The following is a 22,334-nucleotide window of genomic DNA, read 5'->3' on the forward strand; positions in this document are numbered from 1 at the left end:
CAGTTGCGTCGTGGCATAGCCGAATACATCCGGTACTACAATCACGACCGCATCAAGCTCAAGCTAAAAGGGCTGAGTCCTGTGCAATACAGGACCCAGCCCTTGGCCGCGGCCTAACTTACCCGTCCAACTTTAGGGGGTCAGTTCAGGATCGCCCTTTTTTATTTGGCGCTGCGCCGGTTGGCCGCGCGGTCGGTCAGCCACTGCACCACCTGACCGCCGTAGGCGGCGGGCACTTTCTCCACGGTTCGCTCGGCAATGTCGGCCAGCGTGTGATTCTTCAGCTCGGCGCGCATCGCCTTCTCGGCGGACAGCATGACCGCGTGGATAGTGCACACGCCGCGCGTCGCCCAGGCCGGTGGGCAGCCCTCGAATACGGCACTGCGCTCGCGGATTTCCCGGCACTCGAACAGGGGCTTGTCGCCGTCGATGGCGACGATCACGTCATAGACCGAGATACGGGAAGGCGGACGAGCCAGCCGGAAGCCGCCCTTGATGCCTTCGGTGGCCACCACGAGTTCGGCCTTCGCGAGCTTGGTGAACAGCTTGGCCAGGAACTCGGTGGGAATGCCCTGCAACTCGGCCAGGTCGCGCACGCTGGCCTCTTCCACGGCCATGTTGGAGCGGGACAGATAGAGCAGGCAATGCAGCCCGTACTCGACACCCGTGCTGATATGGGACATTTATAACTAGGACTCAATAGATCGTAGTTGCAAGCCTACACCAGCGCCGGCACGACAGCAAGGCTACTCAGAGACCTTGAAAACCCGAAGTGCTTGTTCGAATACAGTACTAGCCGGGCGCTCCCCGGCCCCTTCGCTTGAGAAAAAGTCAATCGAGGCGTCCGGATTTCTCGTTTGTCGTGGCTTCACCGGCGTACCACTATCCAGCCAACGACCCACGACAAGGAGACCAGCATGACGACGCAATCCTTCCCCCTCTGGCGCCCCGGCGCCCCCCAGACACCGCCGACGCTGATGGCATCCCGCGACACGCGCACCGGCGAGTGGGTGTTCCCGGCCGTGGCCGACCATTCGCCGCTTGCGCCGCACCATGCGCCGGTGGCGGTGACCGGCCCCGGCACCGTCTACAGCTTCACCGTGATCCATCCCGCGCCGAAGACCGGCCAGCCGCCGTACGCGCTGGGCTATGTGGACTTCGCTGGCCCGGTGCGCATCTTCGGCCGCCTGCTCGGCAAGGACCGGCCCGCCATCGGCGACCGTTACCGGCCCGAGCCGGACGACACCTACGGCTACGTATTCCACGCCACCCAGGACTGAGCGGAGCGATTCATGCAAGACATCTATATTGCCGGCGGCGCGATGACGCCGTTCGGCCGACACCCGGGCGTGCTGGCCCCCGAACTGGCCCAACAGGCCATCCTCAAGGCCGTGGACGACGCGGGCGTCTCGCTACAGGACATCGAAGCCGTCTACTGCGCCAACGTGCTCGGCGGCATGATCCTGGGCCAGTTGATTGTGCGCGATCTCGGCCTGCGCGGTATTCCCGTCTACAACGTCGAGAACGCCTGCGCGAGCGGCGCCACCGGCGTGCATCTGGCGCGCCACGCGCTGCTGGCCCAGCAGTATGAGACGGTGCTGGTCTTCGGCATCGAGCAACTCACCGCGCTCGGCGGCGGCACCATCCCGCTGCAACGCAATGACTACAAGACAGAGTGCTACGCGAACGCCGGCATGGTGCTGCCAGCGGTCTACGCGATGCGCGGCACGCGTTTCCTGCACGAGCGTGACGCCACGCCCGAGGACCTGGCCGCCGTTGCCGTGAAGAACCGCTACCACGGCACGCTGAACGAGTTCGCCCAGCAGCGTACGGCGGTCACGGCCGAGGAAGTGCTGGCCTCACGCATGATCGCCGACCCGCTGACGCTGCTGCAGTGCTGCCCCTCGCAGGTCGACGGCGCGGCAGCGGTGGTGCTGAGCACGCGCCGCCCGGCGCAGGCCAAGGCCAAGGCCAAGGCCAAGGCGGTGCGGGTGCTGTCGTCGGTGGTGGTCTCCGGCATGCGCGAGCAGGCCGACGACGATATCCTCGACGCCGAAATCACCGCCCGCGCCGCACGGCAGGCGTACGAACAGGCCGGACTCGGCCCGGCGGACGTCAACGTGGTGGAACTGCACGACGCCTTCACTATCGCCGAACTGCTCTACTACGAGGCGCTGGGCCTCGCGCCCCATGGCGAGGCCGTGCCGCTGCTGCGCTCGGGCGCCACGCGGCTGGGCGGACGGGTGCCGGTGAACCCCAGTGGCGGCCTGCTCGCCAAAGGCCATCCGCTCGGCGCCACCGGCATCGCGCAGATGGTGGAAGTGATGTGGCACCTGCAGGGGCGCGCCGGCAGCCGGCAGGTGGAAGGGGCCCGGATCGGCCTGACCCAATGCACGGGCGGCGGCATCGCCGGCGTGGATCACGCCGCCTCGTCGGTGCATGTGCTGGGAGTCTGAGATGAATGCGAACACTTCCGAAACCGGGCGGGTCACCGTCGTCACCGGCGCCGCGCGCGGCATTGGCCTCGGCATCGCCACGCGGCTGGCCGAATCGGGCATGACCGTAGCCTTGTTCGACTGCGATGCCACGGCGCTGGCTGACGCGGTGGGCGGGCTGGTCCACGCCGGCCACCGCGCCATGGGCGTGACCGTGGACCTGACCGATGGCGACGCCGTCAACGCGGCCTTCGCCCATGTCTCGGCCACCATCGGCCCCGTCGATGGCCTGGTCAACAACGCCGGCGCCGTACGCGACATGCGCTTCCTCAAGATGACGGACGACGACTGGGACCTCGTCATCAACACCAACCTGCGCTCCCAGTTCCTGTGCTGCCGGGCCGCGCTGCCCGGCATGGTCGAGCGGGGCTATGGCCGCATCGTCAATATCTCGTCACGGGCGTGGCTCGGCGGCTTCGGGCAGGCCAACTACTCGGCGGCGAAGGGCGGCGTGGTCAGCCTGACGCGCTCGCTGGCCATCGAGTTCGCCGGCAAGGGCGTGACGGTGAACGCGGTGGCGCCGGGCATCGTCGACACGCCGCTGTTCCGCAACTTCGCGCCAGACGTGCAGGCGAAGCTCCAGAAGTCGGTGCCGGTGCAGCGGATTGGCACGGCGGCCGATATCGCCAATGCCGTGCACTTCTTCCTGGCCCCGGAGGCGTCCTACGTCACCGGCCAGACGCTTTACGTGTGCGGCGGGCGCAGCCTGTCGTCGCCCAGCGTGTAGGAGGGGGCGTCATGACTGTGCACCTCACCCTTGACGGCGCGGTGGCCGTGCTGACCCTCGACCGCCCCGAGGCACTCAACGCGCTCGACGTGACCGCGCTGCGCACCCTGCGCGCCCACCTGACCGAGATCCGGGACCGCGACGATATCCGCGTAGCCGTGCTCACCGGCGCCGGCACGCGCGCCTTCTGCGCGGGCGCAGACCTCAAGGGCACGCGCACCTCGCCGGCCAGCTACGCGGAAGCGCTGTTCCAGGCGCCGGACCCCGCCGCCGACCTCGGCCTCTATATCCGCCTGATGGACCTGTCCGGGCTGGCGCTGTGGAAGCCGCTGATCGCGGCGGTCAACGGGCACTGCCTCGGCGCGGGGCTGGAGATGGCCTTGCAGTGCGATATGCGGATTGCATCCGACAACGCCACCTTCGGCCTGCCCGAGGCAGCGGTCGGATCGATTCCGGCCGTCTCCGGCCTCCACCGGCTGCTCAAGGCGGTGCCCGCCGCCCATGCGATGCAGATGGTGCTGACCGGCGAGCGCATCGATGCCGCCGAGGCGCACCGCATCGGCCTCGTAAGCGAGACCGTGCCGGCGGCCATGCTGGGCGAGCGGGCGCTCATGCTGGCGCACCGCGTGGCCCGCAACGCCCCGCTGGCGGTGCAGGCCACCAAGAAGCTGTCGCGCCAGACCGCGCACCTTGGCGAGGCCGACGCGCAGGCGCTGACCGAACTCTACTGGGGCGTGCTGCGCGACACGGCGGACCGCACCGAAGGGCGGCAGGCATTCGCCGAGAAGCGGCCGCCAAGTTTCACGGGCCGCTGAGGGCGGTCCACCCCATCCCATAACGACATTCAGGAGACAACCATGACCACACGATTCCGCATCTTCCGCATCGCCAGGATGATGCTGGGGCTGGCCTGCGCGCTCGGCGCCGCCGCCCCGGCCAGCGCGCAGCCGGCATTCCCCACCAAGCCCGTCACGCTGATCGTGCCGTTCGCGCCCGGCGGCGGCAACGACATCCTGGCGCGACTGATCGCGCCGCAGATGAGCAAGCAGCTCGGCCAGCCGGTGGTGATCGAGAACCGGCCCGGCGCGGGCGGCAACCTCGGTGCCGATCTGGTCGCCCATGCTGCGGCCGATGGCTACACGCTGGTCATCGCCTCCAGCCAGATCACGATGAACCCCTACCTGGGCATGAAGGTGCCGTTCCAGATCGAGCGCGATTTCGAACCTGTGGGACTGATCGGCTCGGTGCCGCTGATGCTGGTGGCCAATCCCGATCAGCCCTACAAGACGCTCGCCGAGTTCATGGCCTACAGCAAGGCCCATCCCGGCAAGATCAGCTACAGCAGCCCCGGGCCCGGCACGCCGCAGCATCTGGCCGGCGAGGTCTTCGCGCGCATGAACAAGACCGAGCTGCTCCACGTGCCGTATCGCGGCACCGGGCCGTCCATCACGGACCTGATGGGCGGGCAGGTACAGGTCTCGTTCGCCACGTTCGCATCGGCCATCCAGTACGTACGCGCCGGCAAGCTGCGCGCGCTCGGCATTGCGGGCAAGCGCCGCACGCCGCTGATGCCGGACCTGCCATCGTTCGACGAGGCCGGCCTGAAGGGCTACGACGCCGAACTCTGGTACAGCCTGCTCGCCCCGGCCAAGACGCCGCGCCCGGTGGTGGACAAGCTGAACGCCGCACTGCTGACCGCGTTGAAGGCGCCCGAGGTGGTAGAGCAGTTCCGCAAGCAGGGTTTCGAGGCCAAGGGCTCCACGCCCGACGAACTCCGGGCCTATATCGTCCGCGAGCTGGCGCGCTGGCAGCGCGTGATCCGCGACAACGACATCAAGGTGGCGATGTGAACCCGGATCTGAACAACCCGCTGCTCGAATTCCTCGGCGTGCAGCGCGAGCGCGTCGGCCCCGGCGCGTGCACCTTCGCGCTCGATATCGAGCCGCGCCACCTGAACCGGCAGGGCTCGCTGCAGGGCGGCGTCAGCGCCACGCTGCTGGACGCCGCCTGCGGCTACGCCGGGCTGCATCAGGAAGAAGGCACCCACGGCAGCGCGCTGGGCAACGCCGTGACGCTGATGCTGACGATCAGCTACCTCGGCAAGGTCAGCACGGGCCGCGTGCGTGCCGTGGCTACCGTCACCCATGCGGGCCGCAGCATCTACTTTTCGTCGGCTGAGCTGCTGACCGATGCTGGCGAGCGCATCGCCACCGCGCAGGGCACCTTCAAGCGGTCCCGCACGAACCGGGAGGCATGACCATGCTCCGCCAAGCTCTGGAAGGACTGACCGTCGTCGATTTCACGCAGATCGGCGCCGGCCCGACGGCCACCATGCTCATGGCCGACATGGGTGCCCGCGTGATCAAGGTGGAGCCCCCGGGCGGCGAAATAGGGCGCGGGCTTGGCCCGGGCTGGATCGGCGCGGACAGCGCGCTGTTCCACGGGTTCAACCGCAACAAGCTCGGCGTGTCGATCGATCTCAAGCGGCCCGAGGGCTTCGACGTGGCGCGCCGGCTGGTGGCCACCGCCGATATCGTCGTGGAGAGCATGCGGCCCGGCGTGATGGCGCGGCTGGGGCTGGGCCACGCCGATCTCGCGCAGGAGCACCCCGCGCTGATCTACTGCTCGATCTCGGCCTACGGGCAGGAAGGCCCCTACGCGGACCGTGCCGGCGTGGACGGCATCATCCAGGCGGACTCGGGCCTGATGAGCCTGATCGGTGTGGAGGGCGGCGAGCCGTGCAAGGTGCAGGCGCCGGTGGTGGACGTGATGACGGGCTACGTCGCCGTGGTCGGCATCCTCGCCCGGCTGGCGCAGCGGGCGCGCGACGGGCGCGGCGGGCATCTCGACGTGAGCCTGTTCAACGCCGCGCTGGCCTTGCAGCAGTCATCGCTGGCGAGCTATCTGGCCGATGGCGACCTGCCGGTGCGGGCCGGCAGCGCCGCGCCTTACTCGGCGCCGAACCAGGCCTTCCGCACGGCGGACGGCTGGATCATGGTGGCGGCCTATATGCCCGACCGCTGGCGCCGGCTGTGCGAGACGCTCGGACTCGCCGCGCTGGCCGACGACCCGCGCTTCGCCACCTCGCCGCTGCGCGTGGCGAACCGCGCGGCGATGGTGGAGGCGCTGACGGCGGTCTTCGTCACGCGCGGCACCGATGCGTGGCTGGCGGCGCTGCAGGCCGTCGACATTCTCTGCGCCCGCGTGGCCACCTATGAGGATGTGGCACAGCATCCGCAGGTGGCAGCCAACCAGATGTTCGCCGATATCTCCCACGCCGCCCTCGGCACGATCCGCATGCCGGGGTTCCCGATCGACAGTGCCGTCAGCAATGCGGCGCCGATGGGGCCCGCGCCGGCCTGCGGCGAGCATACGCGCGCCGTGCTGCGCGACCTCGGCTATGCGGATAGCGATATCGCGGCGCTGGATGCAAGCCGGGCCATCCACTGCGCCTAGCCAGCTGCCGGACCCTGGAACTGCGCGAGCAGCCACGCGCGGAAGGTGGCCATGCTGGTGCTTTCGGCGCGGTCCACCGGTGTGAGGAGGTAGTAGGTGAAGTCGCCCATGTCGACGGCCTGCCGGAACGGTGCCACGAGCTTGCCGCTGGTCAGGTCGTCTTCCACCAGGAAGCGCTGAGCGATGGCGAAGCCTTGTCCTTCGAGCGCCGCCATGTAGGCCATCGCCGAACTCTGGTAGGTCATGCCGCTGCGCGCATCGACGAGTTTGTCCGCGCCGGTGGAGGCGAGCCAGAAGCCCCAGTCCTCGGGCCGGGCGATCGAATGCAGCAGCACCTGGCGTTGCAGGTCGGCGGGCTTGCGTACCTGCTTCGCCAGCGCGGGGCTGCACACGGGCAGGAGGATGTTCGGCACCAGTCGATAGGCGTTGGCGCCGCTCCACTTGCCGTCGCCTAAGCGGATGGCGCCGTCGATGTCCTCGCGTCGGAAGTCCACCTCATCGAGCGAGGCGGTGAGCAGTACCTCGATGCCGGCATTGGCTGCATGGAAACTGGACAGCCGTGGAATCAGCCAGCGCATGGCGAACGTCGTGTAGGCGCGCACCTTCAGTTGCGTGCGGCGGGTCCGCCGGGTCAGGCGGACGGTGGCTTCGCGCAGGCCGTCCATCGCCTTGGTGACCGCACGGTAGTAGTCCTCGCCGGCACGCGTGAGCGTGATCTGCCGATGGCCGCGCACCAGCAGCTGGATGCCAAGCGCATCTTCGAGCGTGCGGATCTGCCGGCTGACCGCGCCGGGCGTAACGTGCAACTCTGTGGCGGCGATGGTGATGCTGAGCCGGCGCGCGACGGCTTCGAAGGCGCGCACGGCGTTGAGCGGGGGCAGGCGGTCCATGTTAGGGGGAACGGCGACACGTTTGAGAATTTCTCAATCATACGTCGTGGCTACTCGTGCTGCTTGTAAAAGAGGCGCGCGCCAGATCTTGAAAAACCGAAGCGCTTGTTCGAATACTGTAAAGGCTGCAAACACCCACACTGTCTCGTCCGGCTTCGCAAGCCTGCCGCTTGCCAATGTCTGGACAATTTCGCCAGATGACAATCCTGCAAAGTTCGTCGTGAACTTGCGCCGCTCGCGCTCAAGGAGAACGGGAAATGGAAGACTCTTGTCAGCAGAATGGTGGCCGTGCCGGCACCGGCGGCGTGCAACCCCCGAACATGCCGGACATCTCGCGACGACGCTTCCTGCAATCGGTCGGCGTCAGCGCATCGGGGGTCGGGGTGGCAGGAAGTGTGCATGCCGCGGGCGAAGCCACCGTGCCGGCGGCGTCCACCGCGCCGCAGGCCAGCGCCGGCCACGCGGTGAAATTCAAGGTCAACGGCACGCTCCAGTCGCTTACGGTGGCGCCCAATGCCGTGCTGCTGGACGTATTGCGCGATCAACTGCACCTCACAGGCACCAAAAAGGGGTGCGACCACGGTCAATGCGGGGCGTGCACGCTGCACGTGAACGGCGTGGCGGTCAACGCCTGCCTGTCGCTCGCGGTGATGCATGACGGTGACGAGATCACCACCATCGAAGGGTTGGCCCGCGAAGGAACACTGCACCCGGTGCAGCAGGCCTTCTGGGACCACGACGCCTATCAGTGCGGCTTCTGCACCGCCGGCCAGATGATGAGCGCCGTGGGCGTGCTTGGCGACAAGCGCATCCCGGCCGATGACGCCGCCGTGCGCGAGGCGATGAGCGGCAACATCTGCCGCTGCGGGGCCTACCGGAACATCGTCGCGGCCATCCAGGACGCGCGCGGCAAGATCAAGGGGGCCTAGCCATGCGAACCTTCGAATATGCCCGCGCGGCGGACGTGGAGCAGGCCATCGCGCTGCACGCGCGCACGCCCGAGACCGCCTACCTGGCCGGCGGTACCACCCTGCTGGACCTGATGAAGCTGGACGTGATGCACCCGCCCCGCGTGGTGGACATCCACAAGCTCGGCCTCAACCAGGTCGAGGTGGCCGGCGACGGCCGGGTGCGGATTGGCGCGATGGTCAGCAACACCGATCTGGCGCGCCATCCGCACATCGTCAAGCACCACCCGGCGCTGTCTCAGGCGCTGCTGTCCGGAGCCAGCACCCAGCTGCGCAACAAGGCCACCACGGCCGGCAATGTGATGCAGCGAGTGCGCTGCGGCTACTTCCGCGATGGTGTATCGCCGTGCAACAAGCGGGTGCCGGGCTCGGGCTGCCCGGCCATCGACGGGCTGAACCGCAACGTGCACGCGGTGCTGGGCGGCAGCAACCAGTGCATCGCCGCGCATCCGTCAGACATGTGCGTGGCAATGGTCGCCATCGGCGCCACCATTCACGTGCAGGGGCCCAAGGGCCGGCGTGACATCCCGTTCGCGGATTTCCACCTGCTGCCCGGCGAAACGCCGTGGAAGGAGCACGCGCTGGAAGCCGACGAGATGATCACGCACATCACGCTCGATGCGCCGCTGCCGAACAGCCGGTCCGCCTACCTGAAGCTGCGCGACCGGGGCTCCTACCAGTTCGCGCTGGCATCGAGCGCGGTGGTGGTGGTGCTGGATGGCCGCACCGTGCGGGACGTGCGCATCGCGCTCGGCGGGGTCACCACCAAGCCGTGGCGGGCCGCCAACGCGGAGGCGGTGCTGCGCGGCAAGCCGGTGACGGACGCGTTGATCCGCGAGACCGCCGCCGCCGCGATGGCGGGCGCGCAGTCGTACGGCCAGAACGGCTTCAAGCTGCTGCTCGGCCAGCAGGCGGTGTCGCGCAACCTGTCGCGGCTCGTTGCCTGAGCGGCTGCCCCGATCCGGCCCACAATCCAGCCCCCCGGTCCAGCGGACCTTCACTCGACAACGGGAGTCCAGCGTGAACAAGAATGCCATCGGCGCGTCGCCGCGCCGTATCGACGGTCGGCTCAAGGTCACCGGCGCCGCGCTCTACACGGCGGACCGGAACTTGCCCGGCATGCTGCATGCCTACGGCGTATTCAGCACGATTGCGAGCGGGCGCGTCACGGCCATCGACACCGCGGCCGCGCGTGGCGTGCCGGGCGTGGTCAACGTCCTGCACCACGACAATTTCCTGCGGCTCTACCGCGCGCCCAAGGCGCCGATCTCGCCGGCCACGATCCTGACCGCCGGCATCACGGATGAGCACCGCCTGCCGTTCGAGGACGCGAAGGTGCACTATGCCGGCCAGTTTGTCGCGCTGGTCGTGGCGGACACGTACGAGCACGCGCGCGAGGCGGCCCAACTGGTCAAGGTGACGTATGCCCCGGCCAAGGCACTCGCCAATCTGGAGCAGGGCATGGCGGCCGGCAAGTTGCAGGACGGCGGGCGCGGTCATTCGCGTGGCGAGCCGGCCCGGGACTTCGATGCCGCGCCGGTCCGCGTCGATGCCGTGTACCACACGCCGGTGGAGACCCACAACCCGATGGAGATGCACGCCACGGTGGCGTGGTGGGAGGGTGGCGAGTTGCACCTCTACGAGGCCTCGCAAGGCGTGCTGGTTCATCGCAACACGCTGGCGCAGATCTTCGGACTCACACCGGAGAGCGTGAGCGTAGACGCGCCGTTCATCGGTTCCGGCTTCGGCGCGAAGCTGTTCCTGTGGCCGCACTCGGTGGCTGCCTGCGCAGCGGCGAAGATGACCGGGCGCCCGGTGAAGCTGGTGGTGCCACGCGCGCAGATGTTCACGACCACAGGGCAGCGGCCGGAGACGAAGCAGCGCCTCCGGCTGTCGGCGGGCGCCGACGGCAAGATCACGTCGATCCGGCATGAGTCGATCAACACCACGTCGTTTATCGAACAGTACGTGGAGAACTTCGGTGGCATGACGTCGAGCCTGTACACGTGCCCGAGCGTGCTGGTGACGCACCACACCATCGACGTGCACCGGGGCGCGCCCACCTCCATGCGCGCGCCCGGCGCCGCGCCGGGCCTGTTCGCACTCGAATCGGCCATCGACGAACTGGCGCTGGCATGCCAGAAGGACCCGGTGCAGTTCCGCCTCGACAACATCTCCACGCGCGATGAAAGCACCAACCTGCCGTGGTCCAGCAACCACCTGCGCGAGGCCATCGAGCAGGGCGCCCGCAAGTTCGGCTGGGCCAGGCGCGATCCGCGTATCGGCGCGATGCGCGTGGGTGACGAGATTGCCGGCTATGGCGTGGCCGTCTGCAACTGGGATGCCTGGCGCACGCCAGCCGAGGCGCGGGTGCAACTGCGCAGCGACGGCACGGCATCGGTGATCTGCTCGATCCAGGACATCGGCACCGGCACCTACACGATTGCGGCGCAGACGGTAAGCGAGCTGACCGGCCTGCCGTTCGAGAAGATCGAGGTCAAGCTTGGCGATTCCTCGTTCCCGGCGGCACCGGTCTCGGGCGGCTCGTGGGCCACGGCCAGCGTCTTGCCGGCCATCGCGGAGGCCACGCGCAACGCCATCGGCCAGTTGCGCGAGTTTGCCACGCAGGAGGGCGCGCCCTTCGCCGGGGCGAAGCCCGAGTCGCTTCGCTTCGAGAACGCACGCCTGACCGATGGAAAGCGCACCGTGGACTACCCGGCCGTGCTGACCGCGCAGCGCTTTGCCAGCGCCGAGGGCCATGCCCGCACCGGCGGCACGCCCACGGACAAGATGTCATTCATGTCGTTCGGGGCACATTTCGTAGAGGTGCGCTGGGACCCCGGCATCTCGCGCCTGCGCGTGGCGCGCGTGGTCAGCGCCATCGACGTGGGCCGCGTCATCAATCCCCTCACGGCGCGCAACCAGGTGGAAGGCGCCATCGTCATGGGCGTAGGCATGGCGCTCTTCGAGGCCACCGAATACGACGAGCGCAACGGCCTTCCCGGCAACAACAACTACGCCGAGTACGTGATGCCGGTGCACGCGGACCAGCCCGACATCGACGTCATCCTGCTCGACTACCCCGACCTGGCCTTCAATGAGTTCGGCGCGCGCGGCATCGGGGAGATCGGCATTACCGGCTTTGCGGCGGCGGTGGCCAACGCGGTTTACCACGCCACGGGCAAGCGCATCCGTGACCTGCCCATCACGATGGAGAAGCTGATGGACGCGCCCGGCCGGGCCGCCGCCTAGCCGATGGCCTATATATATAGCGATGGCTGGCCGAGCGCGGGAGGGGGGTGATGGTCGACAATCCGGTTCCGGAGGATGACGCCGGCGTGCGCGAACATCCGCGCTACGCGCAGATGTTTCCCGTGCTGACCGAGGAGGACATCCAGCGCGTGCGCCGCTTTGGGCGCTTGTCGCACTTTGCCACCGGCGAGTACCTCTATCGCGCCGGCAGCCTGTGCCCGGGCATGTTCCTGCTGCTGTCCGGCAAGGTGCGGATCGTCGGGCGCGACGGGCTGGGCCATGAGCGCGTCCTCCACACCTACACCCAGCGCGGCGAGTTCACCTCGGACGTGACGCAGCTGTCGAACAAGCCGGCCGTGGTGGATGCGCGCGTGATCGAGGACGTGGAGGCCGTGCTGGTGCGGCCCGACGAACTCAGTGCGATGATGATCAGCGAGGCCGATGTCGGCGAGACCATCATGCGCGCGCTGATCCTGCGCCGCATGCTGGTGATCGAGCGCGGCCACGGCGTGGTGCTGGTCGGCGCGCCGGACAACGGGCGGCTGCTCGCGCTCCAGAACTTCCTGCGGCGCAACGGCTTCCCCAACACCACGCTCGACGCGGCGATGGACCCCGAGGCCGTCGCGCTGCTCGAACGCCTGACGCCGCTGCCGGACGATTTCCCGCTCGTGGTCTGCCCGGACGGCACCGTGCTGCGCAATCCTGACGAAGGCCACCTGGCCTCGTGCCTGGGCCTGATTCCCGAGTTCGATCCGACCCACGTCTATGACGTGGCAGTGGTTGGTGCCGGCCCGGCCGGGCTGGCCACGGCAGTTTACGCCGCGTCCGAAGGGCTGTCCGTGGCCGTGCTCGACTGCCGGGGGCCGGGCGGGCAGGCCGGCACCAGCGCGCGCATCGAGAACTACCTGGGCTTTCCCACTGGCATCACCGGGCAGTCGCTGGCCAGCCGCGCCTTCGCCCAGGCGCAGAAATTCGGCGCCCATATCGGCATTCCATGTGAAGTGAAGGCCCTGTATTGCGACCGGCGCCCGCTGTTCGTGGAGCTGGCCGATGAGCGGCGCATTGCCGCGCGCACCGTGGTGATTGCCAGCGGCGCTGAATACCGGCGGCCGGAAGTGACCGGCCTTGATCGCTTCGAGTCGTCCGGCATCTACTACTGGGCCACGCCGATCGAGGCGCGCCTGTGCCGCAAGGAGCCGGTGCTGCTGGTGGGCGGCGGCAATTCCGCCGGGCAGGCGGCGGTGTTCCTGGCCGCGCATGCGGAGCATGTCCACCTGTTTATTCGGGGCAACAGCCTTGAGCACAGCATGTCGCGCTACCTGACCGAGCGGATCGCCGTGCTGCCCAACGTGACCGTACATACCCGCGTAGACCTGCGCGCGCTCGAGGGCGGGGCCCGTCTCGAACGGGTGTATTACCGGGGCGCGGGCGGCGTGGAGGGCTGCATGACCACGCATCACCTGTTCGTCTTCATCGGCGCGGCGCCGAATACCGCGTGGCTGGCCACCTGCGGGGTGTTGCGCGACGAGAAAGGCTTCGTGCTGACCGGGGCCGATGTGCCCGACGCCGTGCCGCACGTACCGTCCCTGCAAACCAGCCTGGAAGGGGTGTTCGCCATCGGCGACGTGCGCTCGGGGTCGATCAAGCGTGTGGCGTCCGCCGTGGGCGAGGGCGCCGCCGTGGTCGCGCAGATTCACGCCGTGCTGGCCGGCATGCGCGGCACCTGCCAGCCCGGCGCGGGCTGAACCCTTTCCGCCTCTGAGGCGCCGGCATCACTCCGCCAACGCGCTCCCATCGGAATGCCTACAATAGCTGGACGGACAGGCCGTGCGGGCTGATGCGCGGCACTGTCGCTGCCACGCGTGCTCGCAGGCAGGGGCACGCGCCACTCATCTCCACGAAACATGGAGAAACATCATGCAGCAGAGTAGCGAAGCGGTGCTGACGCAGGCGCGAGCCGCGTTGGCGCATGTGCCGTATCAGGGCCATCACCTTCATCCCACCATTCACCTGCGGCTTTCCGACGGCGCGCTGATCCTCGAGGGCGAGGTGGCGGACATCGTCGACAAGACGCGCGCCGCCGCACACCTGCGGCGCGTGGACGGCGTGACCATGGTCATTGACCACCTGCGCATTGCCGATGGCGCCGCGCCGGTGGGCGACGGCGAACTGCGCGATGCCGTGTGCCAGCGGCTGCTTACCGCGATCGATTTCCGCAACTGCAAGATATGCGCGAGGGTGAAGGGCCAGGACGAGGCACGCCGGGAGGCCGTGGGCGAGCGCAGTGGCTGGATCGAGGTGGCCGCCGCCAACGGTGTGGTCACCCTGACCGGCAATGTGATCAGCCTCTCCCACATGCGGCTGGCTGGCGTGCTGGCGTGGTGGTCGCGCGGCTGCCGCTGTGTGGTGAACGAACTGGTGGTGGCGCCGGCCGAGGCGGATAGCGATGAGGAAATCACCGAGGCGCTGCAACTGGTGCTGGAAACCGATCCGTTCGTCGATGCGGGCCGCATCGCGGTGCGCACCGCGCAGCGTGTGGTGACGCTCGACGGCTATGCCACGAGCGAAGGCGCGCGCAAACAGGTCGAACGAGATGCCTGGTATGTGTACGGCGTGGAGGACGTCGTCAACCGGATCTCGCTGAGCAGCTAAATCACCTCCTGAGGGGCATGTCGGTGGCGGGAATGGCGCGTGGATTGGCGGGATTGACTCTCCCCGGCCGCGCGCACAGGCGCTAGGATCGGTTTTTGTCGCCAACCGTCCACACAGGAATCCTCATGCCCCGTTCCGTTCGCCACCGCCGCGCAGCGCTGCCCGCTGCGCTCTCCATCGCATTGTCATTGGCCTGGGCCGGCACCGCGCTGGCCGCCGGGCCGGACGCGGCCCTGCTGCAGGCGGCACAGGCTGCGCAGCCGGGCGTGGTGCAGTCCCTCAAGGAGATGGTGTCGATCGAGTCCGGCAGCCATGACATCGACGGGCTGAACCGCATGGCCGCCTACACCGAGAAGCGCCTCAAGGCGCTGGGTGCCAGCGTGGAGCGCGTGCCGGCGGCGCAGGGCCACGGCCCGATCGTCAAGGGCACGCTGGAGGGCACGGGACGGGGCCGCATCCTGCTGATCGCCCACATGGACACCGTCTACCCGCACAACACGCTGGCCTCGCAGCCGATCCGCGAGGAAGGCAACAAGCTCTACGGGCCGGGTATCGCGGATGACAAGGGCGGCATCGCGGTGATCCTGCATGCGCTGGAAATCATGAAGGCGCAGGGCTGGAAGGACTTCGCACGGGTGACCGTGCTGTTCAACGCCGACGAGGAAATCGGCTCGCTCGGCTCTGGCGCCGTGATTGCCGCGCTGGGTGCGCAGCACGATGTGGTGCTGTCCTGCGAGCCCAATCCGGCCAAGGCCGTGGCCAAGACGGAGTCGCTGCTGCTTGGCGCCGCCGGCACGGCCTCCGCGACGATGGCCGTCCAGGGCCGCGCCGCGCACGCCGGCGCGGCGCCGGAGCTGGGCCGCAATGCCCTGATGGAACTGGCCTACCAGTTGCAGCAGACGCGCGACGTGGCGAAGTCCGTGCCGGGCTCGCAACTGAACTGGACCAATGCCAAGGCCGGCGATGCGCGCAACCAGATTCCCGCATCGGCCAGCGCCTTCGGCGACGTGCGCGTGACGGCTGCCGGTGCCGCCCAGAAGCTGCAGGCGGCGCTGCAGGAGAAGGTCAACGCGGGCCATCTGGTGCCCGATACGCAGACCATTATCACCATGGAGGAGGGCCGCCCGCCCTTCGTGGTCAATGCGCGCGGCCGGGAGCTGGCGGCGCAGGCCCAGAAGATCTATGCGGAACTGGATGGCCGGCAGCTGGCGTTGTTTCCCGGCACGGGCGGGGCCACCGATGCCGGCTTTGCGGGCCAATCGGGCAAGGCCGCCGTGGTGGAGAGCTTCGGCCTGTCCGGCTTTGGCTATCACGCGCGGGACGAGTACATCGAACTCGATTCCATCGTCCCGCGCCTCTACCTGATGACGCGCATGCTTCAGGAGAGCGGGCGCTGAGCAGATTGAGCGGCTTGGGCAACCTGCTTGGCGATGGCGTCGGCAAGGCGCGTGGCGTCGTTGTAGACGCTGTGGTGCTTCAGTTCACTGACGCCATGCGCTGCGCCACCGGCGGCGGCTGACATGGCTACATGGCCGGCCACCGCGCCCACGCCGGCGGTTTCCGCCACGCCGGGGAGGTGGCCGCTGTCCGCACTGGCGTGGAAGTCCTGCACGGGCATCGCCGGGCCATTGGCGGGCTGGTAGACCAGTTCGACCGACGCGCCCACATCGCTCTTGCCCGCGCCCAGGCCCACCAGCATGCGGCGGCGCTGGTTGCCTTCATCGATCTTGTCGAACTGGCCGGTAACAACCAGCGCATTCGCGCCCGCCGGGACCGGGCCATCCAGCCGTACCGCGTTGAGCCCCTTGGCGCGCAGCTGCCGCACGATTTCATCGCTCACCTGGTCACGGGCCTCGCGCGCATCGCGCACCGCCTTGCCGGCCTGGCTGTCGGTGCCGGCCATCGCCATGACCTTCTGCATCAGGCGGCTGTCCACCTTGACCTGATCGGGGCTGGCGTTGAAGGTCTGCACGTAGATGATGTCCGCGTTGCCGGGCACGGCGGCAACGTCCTGCGTCATGGTGGTGGCGGCGCTGGCGTAGCCGGCGGCAAGCAGCGAGGCCGCCGTCAGCGTGGCGAGGGTGAAGCGGCGGGCAATGAGGGAGAGTTGGGTGGTTTGCATGGCGAAATCCTGTATCGGTTGGGTTGGAGCGTGTCGGTGCATCGCTGGAACCCAGTATGGGAAAAACCGCCCACAGATGCCATGCAGGAAGTATGTCGAGAAATGTCAGGCCGCTGGCCGCAGCGGCAGCGCCACCACGGCTTCCAGGCCGCCGCCGTCACGTGGGCGGAATTGCAGCGAGCCGCCGTGTAGCCGCGCGATGCGCTCGACAATCGCCAGCCCCAGCCCGGTGCCGCCCGAATGGCCCCGCGCGTTGTCGCCGCGAGCGAACGGCGCCTTGAGCTGCTCCAGCTGCTGGGCGCCGATGCCGTCGCCCCGGTCGCACACCGCCACATAGGCGGTTTCCGCATCGGCCCAGGTGCGCACAGCGAGCCCGGTGCGGCCGTAGACCACGGCGTTCTGCATCAGGTTCATCAGCAGCCGCATCAGGCTCACCGGGCGGTAGTCGAGCGGCGGCAGGTTGCCGATCGACAACTCGAAGCTGTGCCCCAGCCCCGCGAAATCGGATGACAACTGCCGCACCAGCGCGTTGAGGTCCCCCGGCTGGGGCGGCTCGCGCTCGCCGCTGCCGGCGTAGTCCATGAACTGCTGGAGGATGGTGTCGATCTGGTCGAGATAATTTTCGGTGGAGGCGACGAAAGCGTCGTCGCTGCCGCGTGGCATCGCCATCGCCATGGCCAGGCGCAGCTTGGTCAGCGGCGTGCGGATGTCGTGCGAGATGCCCGCCAGCATCAGCGCGCGGGTGGCTTCAGCCTGGCGCAGGGTGTCGGTCATCTGGTTGAAGGCGGCGCTGACCTGCGCGATTTCCGTGGGGCCGTCCGTGGGCAGTGGCGCAGGCATCTCGCCGCCGCACACGTCGCGTGCGGCGCGGGCGAGGTCCTGCAACGGCCGGTTCAAGTGGCGCTGGATCAGGTAGCCGGTCAGCGCGGCCAGCATCGCCAGTGCGGTGGAGAGCGCCAGCGCGGCCAGGATGCCGCTGGCGCGGGCATCGGCGGTCATCGGCAGGGAAATCCACGCCGGGGTGCCGGCCACGTGCACCCGTATCCACAGGCGTTCCTCGGCATCGGGGGCGCCGATCTGCCAGCGCACCGGCATGTCGGGCGGCAGGTCGCGGCGCAGGGCTTGCAGGAAGACATCGCGCTGGTAGGTGCGAAACAGGCGCAGTGGGCTGGCGGTACCGTCTGCGGTGGGCGCTGGGACCGGGTCTGCCGTCTGGGCGCCGAGCCGCGCGGTGACCGCCTGTGCTTCGGCGGGCGGCAGCGCGGCCAGTACGCTATCGAGCGTCTTCACATAGTCCGCAAAGATGATGGCCGCCCGCTCGATGCGCGGGCGCTGCATGTAGTGGAGCAGCACCGTCAGGGAGCAGGCCTGCGTGACGGCCACCAGCGCCACCAGCAGGGCGATATTGCGCGCCAGCAGCGACCGGGGCAGCCGCATCACGACGCCACGCCGGCCACCAGCATGTAGCCCACGCCCCACACCGTCTTGATGAAGCGGGGCTTGGATGGGTCTTCCTCGATGATCTGGCGCAGGCGCAGCACCTGCACGTCGATGCTGCGGTCCAGCGCGTCATGGTCCCGCCCCCGGGCGCGGGCGAGCAGGTTCTCCCGGCTCACGGGCCGGTTGGGCGAGGAGCCCAGCGCGTGCAGCAACAGCATCTGGGCCGAATGCACCTCCACGGGACTCCCCCGCAGCCGCAGCGTCTGCTGGCCGACATCGAACTCGAATTCGCCGAAGCGCAGCGTCTGCGCGGTGACGGTAGGGTCGCCCGCCGCAATGCGCTGGCGGCGCAGCAGCGCGCGGATCCGGGCCACCAGCTCGTCCGGCACGAATGGCTTGGCGAGGTAGTCGTCCGCGCCGGTTTCCAGCCCCAGCACGCGGTCCATGGGATCGCCCTTGGCGGTCAGCATCAGTACGGGCAACGTGATGCCGTCTGCACGCAGCCGCCGGCAGATGGTCAGGCCGTCCTCGGGCGCCATCATCAGGTCGAGCACCAGCAGGTCGTACGGTTCGCGCTGAAGGTAGCGGTCCAGCTGCTTGCCATCGGCCACGGCGCGCACGCGGAACCCCTGGCTGGTCAGGAAGCGCTGCAGCATGTTGCGCAACTCGGCCTCGTCGTCCAGCACGAGGATGCGGTTGACCACCTCCATGGCACGTCTCCTTGACCACCCGTCATGCGGGAAAGATACACATCCGCCGGTCCAATGTCAGGCCCAGTGCGCGGGCACCCATACACGGCCAGCCCAGTGCCCTGGCACCCAGACGGCCGGATGGGGCGGCGGCGCCACATAGACCGCGCGCGGCGCGACATATTCGGCCTGGGGCGTGACATAGACCGGCGGCAACGGCGGGGCGACATAGACGGCGCGCGGCGCCGGGGCGACATACACGGCGTGCGGCGGCGGCATGACGACGACGGCCCCTGCGCCATACCAGCCGGCGAAGGCGGGCGTGGCGGCGGTCACGGTGGCGACGATGAGGGCGACGGTGGCGGTAGCGAAGCTGAGGCGTTTCATGATGAGTCCCTTCCTGGTGAGGTGGGCCGACCGGTGTGCGGCGGCAACGGGACGAAATATAGGAAGGGCCGGGGCAGTCCGCGAGGCGGAAACCATGTCGCGGTGTTACACGGCGCGGCACCGGTCCGTGCATGACATCCGGCGACATATTTCCCGCATGGCGCGGCTGGCGGAGGGCACCTACATTTGGCTCACCGCGACGCACCATCCTGTTCCTGACAGTGCGTTCCCGATCCCCAACCGACTACCCCATGAGGCACGCCATGCTGACTCCCACCGCCAACCCCGAGCTATCCGTCCAGCGGATAGCCCTCTACGCCACGGCGTTTATCGTCGCCGTCTCGCTCGTCGAAGCCGTGGTGCTCTGGCGCAAGCGCCGGGACTCGAAGGCCCCGTTCGACTGGCGTGAGGTCTGGCTGTCGCTGGCCGACCTGGCCGGCCGCAAGCTCTCGGTGCTGCTGCCGCTCTCGCTGGCCACGCCGGTGTTTGCCTTCGCCTGGGACCACCGCCTGTTCACGGTCACGCTCAACAGCGCGCTGATGGTGCTGCTGCTCTTCGTGGGGCAGGAGTTCTGCTACTACTGGTATCACCGCGCCTCGCACCGCGTGCGCTTCTTCTGGGCGACGCACGCGGTCCACCACTCGCCGAACCAGCTCACGCTGGCCTCGGCCTACCGGCTCGGCTGGACGGGCAAACTCACCGGCACGGCGATCTTCTTCGCGCCGCTGGTCTGGCTCGGTGTGCGCCCGGAAGTGGTGCTGACCACGCTGATGTTCAACCTGCTGTACCAGTTCTGGCTGCACAACACCTGGGTGCCGCGCCTGGGCTGGCTCGAATACGTGCTCAACACGCCGTCCGCACACCGCGTGCACCATGCCTCGAATGTCGATTACCTGGATGCCAACTACGGCGGCGTGCTGATCGTGTTCGACCGCCTGTTCGGCACCTACGTGGCCGAACGCGCCGACGAGCCGTGCCGCTACGGGCTGGTCAAGCCGTCCCGTACGGCGAACCCGCTGATGAACCAGTTCGAACACTGGATTGGCCTGTTCCGCGACATGGCAGCGGCACCCAGCCTCGGCGCGGCGCTCGGCTACCTGACCATGCCCCCGGGCTGGCAGCCCGACGGCAAGGGCGAGACCACCGAGAACCTGCGTGCACAGTCTCAGGGTCAGGCCCGCGCCTAGGCTTCCACCATGCCCAGGAACTGCTGCAGCTCCGGGGTCTTCGGACGGGCGAAGACCTCGTCCGGCGGCCCGATCTCGTGGACCTTGCCCTGGTGCATGAAGACCACGCGATCACACACCTCGCGGGCGAAGCGCATCTCGTGCGTGACCATCAGCAGCGTCATCCCGTCAGCGGCCAGCCCGCGCATGACCTGGAGCACTTCGTTGACGAGTTCCGGATCCAGTGCCGAGGTGATCTCGTCGCACAGCAGCGCGGCGGGCTGCATGGCCAGCGCGCGGGCAATCGCCACGCGCTGCTGCTGCCCGCCCGAGAGTTGATCCGGATAGGCGTCGAACTTGGCCGAGAGGCCCACGCGGGCCAGGTTCAGCTCTGCCAGCTCACGCGCCCGGGCTTCCGGCACACCCTTGACGATCATCGGCGACAACATCACGTTGCGTCCCGCGCTCAGGTGCGGAAACAGGTTGAACTGCTGGAAGATCATGCCCACCTTGAGCCGCAGCGCGCGCAGTTGCAGCTCGGTATCGGCCAGATGGGCGCCGGCCACGGTGATGGCGCCGGCGTCGATGGACTCCAGCCCGTTGATGCAGCGGAGCAGCGTGCTCTTGCCCGAGCCGCTCTTGCCGATGATGGCGATGACCTCGCCCGGCTCCACCGACAGCGAAACCCCCTTCAGGACCTCGTTGCTGCCGAACGACTTGCGAACCTGGTCAATGGCGATGAGCGGCATGGAATTTCCTCTCCAGCATCTTGCTGGCTTGCGAAAGTGGCCAGCACAGCGCGAAGTACATCAGCGCTACGGCGGCATACACGGTAAATGGCTGGAAGCTGGCGTTGACGATCATCGTGCCGGCCTTCGACAGCTCGGTGAAGCCGATGATCGACGCCAGCGCGGTGCCCTTGATGACCTGCACGCCAAAGCCGACGGTCGGCGCCACGGCAATGCGCATGGCCTGCGGCAGGATCACGTGGCGCATCTGCTGCACGTAGCTCATGGCCAGGCTGCCGGACGCCTCCCACTGGCCGCGCGGAATCGCCTCCACGCAGCCGCGCCAGATCTCGGCCAGGAAGGCAGCGGTCCAGAGCGTCAGCGCCACGCCGGCGGCGAGCCACGCGGGCACATCCACGCCGAACAGCGCGAGGCCGAAGAAGGCCAGGAACAGCTGCATCAGCAGCGGCGTGCCCTGGAAGATCTCGATATAGGCCCAGGTGGCGCGGCGCAGGAAGGGCCGCTTGCTGGTGCGCATCAGCAGCACCAGCAGGCCCACCACGCCGCCGCCGACAAAGGCCACCAGCGACAGCAGGACGGTCCAGCGCGCCGCCAGCAGCAGGTTGCGCACGATGTCCCACAGCGTGAAGTCGATCATCGCGCCCTCCGCGCAAACAGCTGCCGGCCCACGCCGCGCAGTAGCTGGCGCAGCAGCAGCGCCAGCAGCAGGTAGATCACGGTGCTCACCAGATAGACCTCGAAGGCGCGGAAGTTGCGGCCCTGGATGAAGTTGGCGGCATAGGTCAGGTCCTGCGCGGCGATCTGCGAGCAGACCGCCGAGCCGAGCATGACGATCACGATCTGGCTCGACAGCGCCGGCCAGATCTTCTGCAGCGCCGGGCGCAGCACCACGTGCCGGAACACCTGCAGCGGCGACATCGCCAGGCTGGCGCCGGCCTCGAACTGTCCGCGCGGCGTGGCGGCCAGCCCGGCCCGGATGATCTCGGTGCCGTAGGCGCCAAGGTTGATCACCATCGCCAGCGAGGCCGCCACCATCTCGGGCAGTTGCACGCCCAGGCTGGGCAGGCCGAAGAAGATGAAGAAGAGCTGGATCAGGAACGGCGTGTTCCGGATCACCTCCACATAGGCGCCGACGATGGCGCGCAGCCATGCCGGCCCCTGCGTCCGGGCCCAGGCGCCGAAGATGGCCACCGCCACGCCCAGCACGCCGCCCGTGAGCGTGAGCTGGGCCGTGACGGCGATGCCCTTGAGCAGGACGTCGGTGTAATCGAGCACCGACAGGAAATCGAACTGATAGGCCATGGACGGGACCGGTTGCAGCGGGAGCGGGGCAGGGAGCGG

The 22,334-nt window shown here is 68.4% G+C and carries 24 protein-coding genes; 15 read left to right on the forward strand and 9 right to left on the reverse strand.

Going from position 1 to position 22,334, the window contains the following annotated elements; translation table 11 throughout:
* A partial coding sequence (locus tag AB4120_RS24265) for an IS3 family transposase (protein WP_441641843.1) occupies positions 1-117 on the forward strand: 117 nt, incomplete at its 5' end.
* 44 nt (positions 118-161) lie between these two features.
* Here the strand turns inward: AB4120_RS24265 and AB4120_RS24270 are convergent.
* A complete protein-coding gene (locus AB4120_RS24270; RefSeq protein WP_149138000.1) occupies positions 162-683 on the reverse strand; it encodes an RrF2 family transcriptional regulator in 522 nt (173 codons plus the stop codon).
* Between the two features lie 234 nt (positions 684-917).
* Here AB4120_RS24270 and AB4120_RS24275 point away from each other — a divergent pair, with 234 nt between their 5' ends.
* The 7 genes from AB4120_RS24275 to AB4120_RS24305 are packed head-to-tail and all read left to right on the forward strand — an operon-like array spanning position 918 to position 6,678.
* Positions 918-1,280, forward strand: coding sequence for a Zn-ribbon domain-containing OB-fold protein (locus tag AB4120_RS24275; protein ID WP_149137999.1), 363 nt, complete (start codon positions 918-920; stop codon positions 1,278-1,280).
* Positions 1,281-1,292: 12 nt separating this feature from the next.
* Positions 1,293-2,456, forward strand: a complete 1,164-nt coding sequence (locus tag AB4120_RS24280) for a thiolase family protein (protein WP_149137998.1) — start codon at positions 1,293-1,295, stop codon at positions 2,454-2,456.
* A 1-nt stretch (position 2,457) separates the two neighbouring features.
* On the forward strand, positions 2,458-3,222 hold the full coding sequence (locus AB4120_RS24285) for an SDR family NAD(P)-dependent oxidoreductase (protein WP_149137997.1): 765 nt from the start codon (positions 2,458-2,460) through the stop codon (positions 3,220-3,222).
* 11 nt (positions 3,223-3,233) lie between these two features.
* The gene (locus AB4120_RS24290) at positions 3,234-4,037 is read left to right on the forward strand and encodes an enoyl-CoA hydratase/isomerase family protein (protein ID WP_149137996.1); all 804 of its coding nucleotides are present in this window, start codon (positions 3,234-3,236) and stop codon (positions 4,035-4,037) included.
* Between the two features lie 42 nt (positions 4,038-4,079).
* The gene (locus AB4120_RS24295) at positions 4,080-5,072 is read left to right on the forward strand and encodes a tripartite tricarboxylate transporter substrate binding protein (RefSeq protein ID WP_149137995.1); all 993 of its coding nucleotides are present in this window, start codon (positions 4,080-4,082) and stop codon (positions 5,070-5,072) included.
* On the forward strand, positions 5,069-5,479 hold the full coding sequence (locus AB4120_RS24300) for a PaaI family thioesterase (RefSeq protein WP_149137994.1): 411 nt from the start codon (positions 5,069-5,071) through the stop codon (positions 5,477-5,479). Before AB4120_RS24295 ends, AB4120_RS24300 begins: the two co-directional genes overlap by 4 nt.
* Positions 5,480-5,481: 2 nt before the next feature.
* Positions 5,482-6,678, forward strand: coding sequence for a CaiB/BaiF CoA transferase family protein (locus tag AB4120_RS24305; protein WP_149137993.1), 1,197 nt, complete (start codon positions 5,482-5,484; stop codon positions 6,676-6,678).
* On the opposite strand, the gene gcvA is transcribed toward AB4120_RS24305, so the two are convergent.
* On the reverse strand, positions 6,675-7,568 hold the full coding sequence (gcvA, locus tag AB4120_RS24310; RefSeq protein WP_149137992.1) for a transcriptional regulator GcvA: 894 nt from the start codon (positions 7,566-7,568) through the stop codon (positions 6,675-6,677). The genes AB4120_RS24305 and gcvA overlap by 4 nt on opposite strands.
* A 257-nt stretch (positions 7,569-7,825) precedes the next feature.
* Here gcvA and AB4120_RS24315 point away from each other — a divergent pair, with 257 nt between their 5' ends.
* From AB4120_RS24315 to AB4120_RS24340, 6 genes are all read left to right on the forward strand, one after another.
* Complete coding sequence (locus AB4120_RS24315) at positions 7,826-8,497, forward strand: (2Fe-2S)-binding protein (protein WP_392388538.1); 672 nt, start codon at positions 7,826-7,828, stop codon at positions 8,495-8,497.
* A gap of 2 nt (positions 8,498-8,499) precedes the next feature.
* Positions 8,500-9,483, forward strand: coding sequence for an FAD binding domain-containing protein (locus AB4120_RS24320; protein WP_149137991.1), 984 nt, complete (start codon positions 8,500-8,502; stop codon positions 9,481-9,483).
* 73 nt (positions 9,484-9,556) lie between these two features.
* Positions 9,557-11,788, forward strand: a complete 2,232-nt coding sequence (locus AB4120_RS24325) for a xanthine dehydrogenase family protein molybdopterin-binding subunit (protein ID WP_441642956.1) — start codon at positions 9,557-9,559, stop codon at positions 11,786-11,788.
* Positions 11,789-11,838: 50 nt separating this feature from the next.
* Entirely contained in the window at positions 11,839-13,533 is a 1,695-nt protein-coding gene (locus tag AB4120_RS24330; RefSeq protein WP_441642957.1) for an FAD-dependent oxidoreductase, read from the forward strand.
* A 172-nt stretch (positions 13,534-13,705) separates the two neighbouring features.
* On the forward strand, positions 13,706-14,440 hold the full coding sequence (locus tag AB4120_RS24335) for a BON domain-containing protein (RefSeq protein ID WP_149137989.1): 735 nt from the start codon (positions 13,706-13,708) through the stop codon (positions 14,438-14,440).
* Positions 14,441-14,565: 125 nt separating this feature from the next.
* Positions 14,566-15,837, forward strand: coding sequence for a M20/M25/M40 family metallo-hydrolase (locus AB4120_RS24340; RefSeq protein ID WP_149137988.1), 1,272 nt, complete (start codon positions 14,566-14,568; stop codon positions 15,835-15,837).
* On the opposite strand, the gene AB4120_RS24345 is transcribed toward AB4120_RS24340, so the two are convergent.
* The 4 genes from AB4120_RS24345 to AB4120_RS24360 form a co-directional block, all read right to left on the reverse strand.
* The gene (locus AB4120_RS24345; RefSeq protein WP_149137987.1) at positions 15,819-16,562 is read right to left on the reverse strand and encodes a DUF4410 domain-containing protein; all 744 of its coding nucleotides are present in this window, start codon (positions 16,560-16,562) and stop codon (positions 15,819-15,821) included. The two genes, AB4120_RS24340 and AB4120_RS24345, sit on opposite strands and share 19 nt — an antisense overlap.
* 105 nt (positions 16,563-16,667) lie before the next feature.
* Positions 16,668-17,999 carry an ATP-binding protein gene (locus AB4120_RS24350; protein ID WP_149137986.1) on the reverse strand — a complete coding sequence of 444 codons (1,332 nt, stop codon included), beginning with the start codon at positions 17,997-17,999 and terminating at the stop codon, positions 16,668-16,670.
* The gene (locus AB4120_RS24355; RefSeq protein WP_149137985.1) at positions 17,999-18,712 is read right to left on the reverse strand and encodes a response regulator; all 714 of its coding nucleotides are present in this window, start codon (positions 18,710-18,712) and stop codon (positions 17,999-18,001) included. Before AB4120_RS24355 ends, AB4120_RS24350 begins: the two co-directional genes overlap by 1 nt.
* Positions 18,713-18,769: 57 nt before the next feature.
* Entirely contained in the window at positions 18,770-19,078 is a 309-nt protein-coding gene (locus AB4120_RS24360; protein WP_262389842.1) for a hypothetical protein, read from the reverse strand.
* A 263-nt stretch (positions 19,079-19,341) separates the two neighbouring features.
* Here AB4120_RS24360 and AB4120_RS24365 point away from each other — a divergent pair, with 263 nt between their 5' ends.
* A complete protein-coding gene (locus tag AB4120_RS24365; RefSeq protein ID WP_441642958.1) occupies positions 19,342-20,265 on the forward strand; it encodes a sterol desaturase family protein in 924 nt (307 codons plus the stop codon).
* Here the strand turns inward: AB4120_RS24365 and AB4120_RS24370 are convergent.
* From AB4120_RS24370 to AB4120_RS24380, 3 genes are read right to left on the reverse strand one after another with little or no spacing between them, the layout of a single operon-like run.
* A complete protein-coding gene (locus AB4120_RS24370) occupies positions 20,262-20,993 on the reverse strand; it encodes an amino acid ABC transporter ATP-binding protein (RefSeq protein ID WP_144196593.1) in 732 nt (243 codons plus the stop codon). The two genes, AB4120_RS24365 and AB4120_RS24370, sit on opposite strands and share 4 nt — an antisense overlap.
* The gene (locus tag AB4120_RS24375) at positions 20,974-21,630 is read right to left on the reverse strand and encodes an amino acid ABC transporter permease (RefSeq protein WP_149137984.1); all 657 of its coding nucleotides are present in this window, start codon (positions 21,628-21,630) and stop codon (positions 20,974-20,976) included. The genes AB4120_RS24370 and AB4120_RS24375 overlap by 20 nt, the downstream gene beginning before the upstream one ends.
* On the reverse strand, positions 21,627-22,295 hold the full coding sequence (locus AB4120_RS24380) for an amino acid ABC transporter permease (RefSeq protein WP_149137983.1): 669 nt from the start codon (positions 22,293-22,295) through the stop codon (positions 21,627-21,629). Before AB4120_RS24380 ends, AB4120_RS24375 begins: the two co-directional genes overlap by 4 nt.
* Positions 22,296-22,334 lie beyond the last annotated feature (39 nt).

Source organism: Cupriavidus sp. 2KB_3 (assembly GCF_052115685.1).
GTDB lineage: Bacteria > Pseudomonadota > Gammaproteobacteria > Burkholderiales > Burkholderiaceae > Cupriavidus > Cupriavidus campinensis.

Excerpts from the sequence above, each read along its gene's own strand:
- AB4120_RS24270 (WP_149138000.1), bottom strand. The coding sequence starts at position 683 with ATGTCCCATATCAGCACGGGTGTCGAGTACGGGCTGCATTGCCTGCTC.
- AB4120_RS24275 (WP_149137999.1), top strand. The coding sequence starts at position 918 with ATGACGACGCAATCCTTCCCCCTCTGGCGCCCCGGCGCCCCCCAGACA.
- AB4120_RS24280 (WP_149137998.1), top strand. The coding sequence starts at position 1,293 with ATGCAAGACATCTATATTGCCGGCGGCGCGATGACGCCGTTCGGCCGA.
- AB4120_RS24285 (WP_149137997.1), top strand. The coding sequence starts at position 2,458 with ATGAATGCGAACACTTCCGAAACCGGGCGGGTCACCGTCGTCACCGGC.
- AB4120_RS24290 (WP_149137996.1), top strand. The coding sequence starts at position 3,234 with ATGACTGTGCACCTCACCCTTGACGGCGCGGTGGCCGTGCTGACCCTC.
- AB4120_RS24295 (WP_149137995.1), top strand. The coding sequence starts at position 4,080 with ATGACCACACGATTCCGCATCTTCCGCATCGCCAGGATGATGCTGGGG.
- AB4120_RS24305 (WP_149137993.1), top strand. The coding sequence starts at position 5,482 with ATGCTCCGCCAAGCTCTGGAAGGACTGACCGTCGTCGATTTCACGCAG.
- gcvA (WP_149137992.1), bottom strand. The coding sequence starts at position 7,568 with ATGGACCGCCTGCCCCCGCTCAACGCCGTGCGCGCCTTCGAAGCCGTC.
- AB4120_RS24315 (WP_392388538.1), top strand. The coding sequence starts at position 7,826 with ATGGAAGACTCTTGTCAGCAGAATGGTGGCCGTGCCGGCACCGGCGGC.
- AB4120_RS24320 (WP_149137991.1), top strand. The coding sequence starts at position 8,500 with ATGCGAACCTTCGAATATGCCCGCGCGGCGGACGTGGAGCAGGCCATC.
- AB4120_RS24330 (WP_441642957.1), top strand. The coding sequence starts at position 11,839 with ATGGTCGACAATCCGGTTCCGGAGGATGACGCCGGCGTGCGCGAACAT.
- AB4120_RS24335 (WP_149137989.1), top strand. The coding sequence starts at position 13,706 with ATGCAGCAGAGTAGCGAAGCGGTGCTGACGCAGGCGCGAGCCGCGTTG.
- AB4120_RS24340 (WP_149137988.1), top strand. The coding sequence starts at position 14,566 with ATGCCCCGTTCCGTTCGCCACCGCCGCGCAGCGCTGCCCGCTGCGCTC.
- AB4120_RS24345 (WP_149137987.1), bottom strand. The coding sequence starts at position 16,562 with ATGCAAACCACCCAACTCTCCCTCATTGCCCGCCGCTTCACCCTCGCC.
- AB4120_RS24350 (WP_149137986.1), bottom strand. The coding sequence starts at position 17,999 with ATGCGGCTGCCCCGGTCGCTGCTGGCGCGCAATATCGCCCTGCTGGTG.
- AB4120_RS24355 (WP_149137985.1), bottom strand. The coding sequence starts at position 18,712 with ATGGAGGTGGTCAACCGCATCCTCGTGCTGGACGACGAGGCCGAGTTG.
- AB4120_RS24360 (WP_262389842.1), bottom strand. The coding sequence starts at position 19,078 with ATGAAACGCCTCAGCTTCGCTACCGCCACCGTCGCCCTCATCGTCGCC.
- AB4120_RS24365 (WP_441642958.1), top strand. The coding sequence starts at position 19,342 with ATGCTGACTCCCACCGCCAACCCCGAGCTATCCGTCCAGCGGATAGCC.
- AB4120_RS24370 (WP_144196593.1), bottom strand. The coding sequence starts at position 20,993 with ATGCCGCTCATCGCCATTGACCAGGTTCGCAAGTCGTTCGGCAGCAAC.
- AB4120_RS24375 (WP_149137984.1), bottom strand. The coding sequence starts at position 21,630 with ATGATCGACTTCACGCTGTGGGACATCGTGCGCAACCTGCTGCTGGCG.
- AB4120_RS24380 (WP_149137983.1), bottom strand. The coding sequence starts at position 22,295 with ATGGCCTATCAGTTCGATTTCCTGTCGGTGCTCGATTACACCGACGTC.